Source organism: Streptomyces beijiangensis (assembly GCF_017315755.1).
GTDB classification, from domain to species: domain Bacteria; phylum Actinomycetota; class Actinomycetes; order Streptomycetales; family Streptomycetaceae; genus Streptomyces; species Streptomyces beijiangensis.
Genome location: NZ_JAFLRJ010000161.1, coordinates 6,094 through 12,414, shown reverse-complemented (window position 1 = coordinate 12,414; position 6,321 = coordinate 6,094). Strand labels below are relative to the sequence as shown.

Below are 6,321 nucleotides of genomic sequence, written 5' to 3'. Positions count from 1 at the left end.
GGTGATGACTTCGGTGGGGCGCGTGGGGGTGTCGTACGTGCTCTCCTCGACCGGGCCGGTGCCGGTCATTTCGGTGGACGCCAGTTCTCGGAGCTCCAGGTGGCGCCGTTGGTCGCGGTGCAGCGGTCCTTGGACTGGCGGTCGATGAGTGTTTTCGCCGCGGGCAGTCCGTGCAGTTTCCGCTCGGTGCGGGCGTTCTGGATGATGGTGTCCATGAGCTCGTACTGCTGGTTGGAGAGCCCTTTTTGTTCCCAGTCCAGGCCTGCCCATTTGCCGCCGGTGAGGGTTTCCTTCGCCCAGTAGGAGATCAGCTTGGTGCAGGCCGTTACGGACGAGCTCTCGGCCGGGGTGGGAGTGGGGGTGGAACTTTTGCCTGCGGACGGGCGAGATGAGCAGCCCGCCCCCAGGGCGGCGGTGAGACAGACGGCGGTGGTGAGTGCGGCGGCGCGGCCGAGGGCCTGCCGGGCCCGGGGTGGTGCCGTTCTCCTCATGCTGACGACGCTAGAGCGGTGGGGGCGTGGCGACAACAGCCGCGCGTGTGTCAGCCGTTGGAGTTCAGGTCCCGCAGCAGGCAGGTCAGGCGGGCGGTGCAGACGCGCTTGCCCGCTTCGTCGGTGATCACGACTTCGTACGTGGCCGTGGAGCGTCCGCGGTGGACGGGGGTTGCGACGCCGGTGACGAGGCCGCTGCGGGCGCCGCGGTGGTGGGTGCAGTTGAGGTCGACGCCGACGGCGACCTTGGAGGGGCCGCCGTGGAGCATGGAGCCGATGGAGCCGAGGGTCTCGGCGAGGACGGCGGAGGCGCCGCCGTGGAGGAGGCCGTAGGGCTGGGTGTTGCCTTCGACGGGCATGGTGCCGACGACCCGGTCGGCGGAGGCCTCGATGATCCGTACGTCCATGCGCTCGCCGAGGTGCCCGGCGGAGAAGAGCGCGGGGAGGTCGACGCCGAGTGCGGCGTACTCGTCGATGACCTCTTGCGGGAACTTCACGGTGGTCTGCTCGCCCATGGGTACGGCTCCGTCTCTGCGGGTCCTGGATCTGCGGTCTGCTGCCTTGAGCGAACGCTTAGGCGGTGGGTGATTGTTCCAGACGTACGACCACGGACTTGGAGACGGGGGTGTTGCTGACGTCGGCCGTCGCGTCCAGCGGGACCAGGACGTTCGTCTCCGGGTAGTACGCGGCGGCGCAGCCGCGGGCGGTGGGGTAGTGGACGACGCGGAAGCCGGGGGCGCGCCGCTCCACGCCGTCCTTCCACTCGCTGACGAGGTCGGTGTACGAGCCGTCGGCCAGGCCCAGTTCGGCGGCGTCCTCGGGGTTGACCATGACGACGCGGCGGCCGCCCTTGATGCCGCGGTAGCGGTCGTCGAGGCCGTAGATGGTGGTGTTGTACTGGTCGTGGGAGCGCAGTGTCTGCAGCAGCAGGCGGCCTTCGGGCAGTGCGGGGAACTCGACCGGGGCCGCGGTGAAGTTGGCCTTGCCGGTGTGGGTGGGGAAGCGGCGCTCGTCGCGCGGGGCGTGCGGGAGGGAGAAGCCGCCGGGCTTCGCGACGCGGGTGTTGAAGTCCTCGAAGCCGGGGACGACGTGCGCGATGCGGTCGCGGATCGTCGCGTAGTCCTTCTCGAACTCCTCCCAGTTGATCTCCGATTCGCCGCCGAGGACGGCGCGGGCCATCCGGGCGACGATGGCGGGCTCGGAGAGGAGGTGGGGGCTCGCGGGGGTGAGGTTGCCGCGGGAGGCGTGCACCATGCCCATGGAGTCCTCGACGGTCACGACCTGCTTGCCACCGGCTTGGACGTCCTTGTCGGTGCGTCCCAGGGTGGGCAGGATCAGGGCGCGGCGGCCGGTGACGGCGTGCGAGCGGTTGAGTTTGGTCGACACATGGACGGTGAGCGAGGTGCGGCGCATCGCGGCCTCGGTGACGTCGGTGTCGGGGCTCGCGGCGACGAAGTTGCCGCCCATGGCGAAGAAGACCTTGGCCTTGCCGTCGCGCATGGCCCGGATGGAGCGGACGACGTCGTACCCGTGGTGGCGGGGGGAGACGATCCCGAACTCCTTGTCGAGGGCGTCCAGGAAGGCGGCGGCGGGGCGCTCGAAGATGCCCATGGTGCGGTCGCCCTGGACGTTGGAGTGGCCGCGGACGGGGCAGACGCCGGCGCCTGTGCGGCCGATGTTGCCGCGCAGCAGGAGGAAGTTGACGACTTCGCGGATGGTCGGCACGGCGTGCTTGTGCTGGGTGAGCCCCATGGCCCAGCAGACGATGGTGCGCTTGGAGGCGAGGACCAGGGCGAGCGCCTGCTCGATCTCGGGGCGGGTGAGGCCGGTCGCGGTGAGCGTCTGGTCCCAGTCGGCTTCCCGGGCGGTGGCGGCGAACTCCTCGTAGCCATGGGTGTGTTCACGGACGAACAGCTCGTCGACCGCGCCGTCCGTGTCCAGGATCAGCTTGTTGAGGAGGCGGAAGAGGGCCTGGTCGCCGCCGATGCGGATCTGCAGGAAGAGGTCGTTGAGGACGGCGCCCTTGATCATGCCCTGGGGGGTCTGCGGGTTCTTGAAGCGCTCCATGCCGGCTTCGGGCAGCGGATTCACCGAGATGATCTTCGCGCCCGCGTGCTTGGCCTTCTCCAGGGCGGAGAGCATCCGGGGGTGGTTGGTGCCCGGGTTCTGTCCGGCGACGATGATCAGGTCGGCCTGGTGCATGTCCTCCAGGGAGACGCTGCCCTTGCCGATGCCGATGGTCTCCGCCAGGGCGGAGCCCGACGACTCGTGGCACATGTTGGAGCAGTCGGGCAGGTTGTTGGTGCCGTACGCGCGGGCGAAGAGCTGGAGGAGGAAGGCGGCCTCGTTGCTGGTGCGGCCCGATGTGTAGAAGAGGGCCTCGTCGGGGGAATCGAGGGCGGTGAGTTCCTCGGCGATGACCTCGAAGGCCCGCTCCCAGCTGACGGCTTCGTAGCGCTCGGCGCCCTCGGGCAGGTACATGGGCTGGGTGATGCGGCCCTGCTGTCCCAGCCAGTACCCGCTGCGCGATGCCAGGTCGGCGACGGGGTGTGCGGCGAAGAACTCGGGTGTCACGCGGCGCAGCGTCGCCTCCTCGGCGACCGCCTTCGCGCCGTTCTCGCAGAATTCCGCGGTGTGGCGCTTGTCGCCCTCGGGCCAGGCGCAGCCGGGGCAGTCGAAGCCGTCCTTCTGGTTGACCTTCAGGAGGGTCTGCGCGGTGCGGACCACACCCATCTGCGCTTGCGCGATCTTGAGGGTGTGGCCGATGGCGGGGAGTCCTGCCGCGGCGTGCTTGGGGGCCGCGACCTGCGGCGCGTCCTGGACCGGGTCACCTGCGGGCGGCTTGGCAGCCATGGTGCTCCCCTTCGAGCGGGCGGTTCGATTCGTACGGTTCCGATCCTGTCACGCACCGCCGACAGCCGCCCCGGCGAGGGCCTCGGAGGTCTGGAATGTCAGTGCTCCGTGGCAGGATCGGGGTCGTGGCCAAGACAGCATCGAAGCAGACCGCAGACTCCCGTCCCCGCTTGCTCCTCATGGACGGGCACTCCCTGGCGTACCGGGCGTTCTTCGCGCTGCCCGCGGAGAATTTCACGACCGCGACGGGCCAGCCGACCAATGCCATCTACGGCTTCGCGTCGATGCTGGCGAACACGCTGCGCGACGAGGAGCCGACGCACCTCGCCGTCGCGTTCGACGTCTCGCGCAAGACATGGCGGGCGGAGGAGTTCCCCGAGTACAAGGCGAACCGCTCGAAGACCCCGGACGAGTTCAAGGGGCAGGTCGAGCTGATCGGCGAGGTCCTGGACGCGATGCATGTCGACCGTTTCGCGGTCGACGGCTTCGAGGCGGACGACGTGATCGCCACGCTCGCCACCCAGGCCGAGGCGGCCGGTTTCGACGTGCTGATCGTCACCGGTGACCGGGACTCCTTCCAGCTGGTCACCGAGCACACCACGGTGCTCTACCCGACCAAGGGCGTCTCGGAGCTGACCCGCTTCACGCCCGAGAAGGTCGAGGAGAAGTATGGACTGACGCCGCAGCAGTACCCGGACTTCGCGGCGCTGCGAGGCGACCCCTCCGACAACCTGCCGGGCATCCCGGGTGTCGGGGAGAAGACCGCGGCGAAGTGGATCAACCAGTTCGGTTCCTTCGACGAGCTGGTGGAGCGCGCCGACGAGGTCAAGGGCAAGGCCGGGCAGAACTTCCGCGACCACCTGGACGCGGTGAAGCTCAACCGCAGGCTGACGGAGATGGTGCGGGACGTCGAGCTGCCCAAGGGCCCGGCGGAGCTGGAGCGTGCGGCGTACGACCGCGATGCGCTGATGGGTGTCCTTGACGTACTGGAGATCCGCAATCCCTCGCTGCGGGAGCGGCTGCTGGCTGTGGACCCGGGTGCGGGCGAGGAGGAGACGGCGGCTCCGGCGGCGGGTGTGGAGATCGACGGCTCGGTTCTCTCCGCGGGTGAGCTGGCCCCCTGGCTGGAGCAGCACGGCGGGCAGCCGCTGGGTGTGGCGACGCTCGACACCTGGGCGCTGGGCACGGGCAGTGTCACGGAGATCGCGCTGGCCGCGGCGGATGGGGCGGCCGCCTGGTTCGATCCGACGCAGCTCGACGAGGCGGACGAGCGGGCCTTCGCGGCCTGGATCGCGGATGCCTCGCAGCCCAAGGTGATGCACAACGCGAAAGCCGCCATGCGGGTCTTTCCCGAGCACGGCTGGAGCGTCGACGGCGTCACCATGGACACGGCGCTGGCCGCGTATCTGGTGAAGCCGGGTCGCCGTTCCTTCGCCCTGGACGCACTGTCGGTGGAGTATCTGGCCCGTGAGCTCGCCCCGGCTTCGGCGACCGATGGGCAGCTGGCCTTCGGGAGCGACGACCAGGCCGAAGCCGATGCGCTGATGACGCAGGCCAGGGCCGTCCTCGACCTGGGCGGGGCGTTCACCGAGCGCCTCAAGGAGGTCGGCGCCCTGGAGCTGCTGCACGAGGTGGAGCTGCCCACCTCCATCCTCCTGGCCCGTCTGGAGCGGCATGGCATCGCCGCGGACCGAGCCCATCTGGAGGGCATGGAGGAGCAGTTCGCGGGCGCCGTGCAGCAGGCGGTACAGGAGGCGCACGCGGCGGTCGGGCATGAGTTCAACCTGGGCTCGCCCAAGCAGCTGCAGGAGGTCTTCTTCGGCGAGCTGGGCCTGCCCAAGACCAAGAAGACCAAGACCGGTTACACCACGGACGCCGACGCGCTGGCCTGGCTGGCGGCGCAGACCGACCACGAGCTGCCGGTGATCATGCTGCGCCACCGGGAGCAGGCCAAGCTGCGGGTCACGGTCGAGGGCCTGATCAAGACGGTGGCCGCGGACGGCCGTATCCACACGACGTTCAACCAGACGGTGGCGGCGACGGGCCGGCTCTCCTCGACCGACCCGAACCTGCAGAACATCCCGGTGCGCACGGACGAGGGCCGGGCGATCCGGCGTGGCTTCGTCGTCGGCGAGGGCTATGAGTCGCTGATGACGGCCGACTACAGCCAGATCGAACTGCGCGTGATGGCGCACCTGTCGGAGGACGCGGGCCTCATCGAGGCGTTCGCCACCGGCGAGGACCTCCACACGACGGTCGCCTCCCAGGTGTTCGGCGTGGAGAAGTCCGAGGTCGACCCGGAGATGCGGCGCAAGATCAAGGCGATGTCGTACGGACTGGCATACGGGCTCTCGGCGTTCGGCCTCTCCCAGCAGCTGAACATCGAGGCCGGTGAGGCGCGCGGCCTGATGGACACGTTCTTCGAGCGGTTCGGCGGAGTACGGGAGTATCTGCAGCGCGCGGTGGAGGAGGCCAGGGCGACGGGCTACACCGAGACGATGCTCGGCCGCCGCCGGTACCTCCCCGACCTCAACAGCGACAACCGCCAGCGCCGGGAGATGGCCGAGCGGATGGCGCTCAACGCCCCGATCCAGGGCACGGCGGCCGACATCGTGAAGGTCGCCATGCTGAACGTCGACCGGGCGCTGATCGAGGCGGGTCTGACGTCGCGGATGCTGCTCCAGGTGCACGACGAAATCGTGCTGGAGATCGCGGCGGGTGAGCGGGAGCGGGTGGAGGAGCTGGTCCGCCGTGAGATGGCGGGGGCGGTTTCGCTGCGCGCGGCGCTGGATGTGTCGGTGGGTGCGGGCCAGGACTGGGAGTCGGCCGCGCACTGATCCTGCGGGGTGGTGGGTGGGCAAGCGACCTCCGGCCGCTTCGTCCTCAATCGCCGGACGGGCTTGATTTTGCTGATCTGGCCTTTCTTGTGCGCCCACAAGAAAGCCGGTGCCGGGCAAAAACAAGCCCCTCCGGCGAT

General features: G+C 69.5%; 4 protein-coding genes. 1 reads left to right on the top strand and 3 read right to left on the bottom strand.

What is annotated here, in order from left to right; genetic code table 11:
* Positions 1 to 65: 65 nt before the first annotated feature.
* From J0695_RS18230 to J0695_RS18220, 3 genes are read right to left on the bottom strand one after another with little or no spacing between them, the layout of a single operon-like run.
* The gene (locus J0695_RS18230) at positions 66 to 491 is read right to left on the bottom strand and encodes a hypothetical protein (protein ID WP_206963147.1); all 426 of its coding nucleotides are present in this window, start codon (positions 489 to 491) and stop codon (positions 66 to 68) included.
* A 50-nt stretch (positions 492 to 541) separates the two neighbouring features.
* Positions 542 to 1,006 carry a PaaI family thioesterase gene (locus tag J0695_RS18225; RefSeq protein WP_206963146.1) on the bottom strand — a complete coding sequence of 155 codons (465 nt, stop codon included), beginning with the start codon at positions 1,004 to 1,006 and terminating at the stop codon, positions 542 to 544.
* Between the two features lie 58 nt (positions 1,007 to 1,064).
* Positions 1,065 to 3,344, bottom strand: a complete 2,280-nt coding sequence (locus J0695_RS18220) for an FdhF/YdeP family oxidoreductase (protein WP_206963145.1) — start codon at positions 3,342 to 3,344, stop codon at positions 1,065 to 1,067.
* A gap of 125 nt (positions 3,345 to 3,469) precedes the next feature.
* On the opposite strand from J0695_RS18220, the gene polA reads away from it, so the two are divergent.
* On the top strand, positions 3,470 to 6,181 hold the full coding sequence (polA, locus tag J0695_RS18215; RefSeq protein ID WP_206963144.1) for a DNA polymerase I: 2,712 nt from the start codon (positions 3,470 to 3,472) through the stop codon (positions 6,179 to 6,181).
* Positions 6,182 to 6,321: the final 140 nt, after the last annotated feature.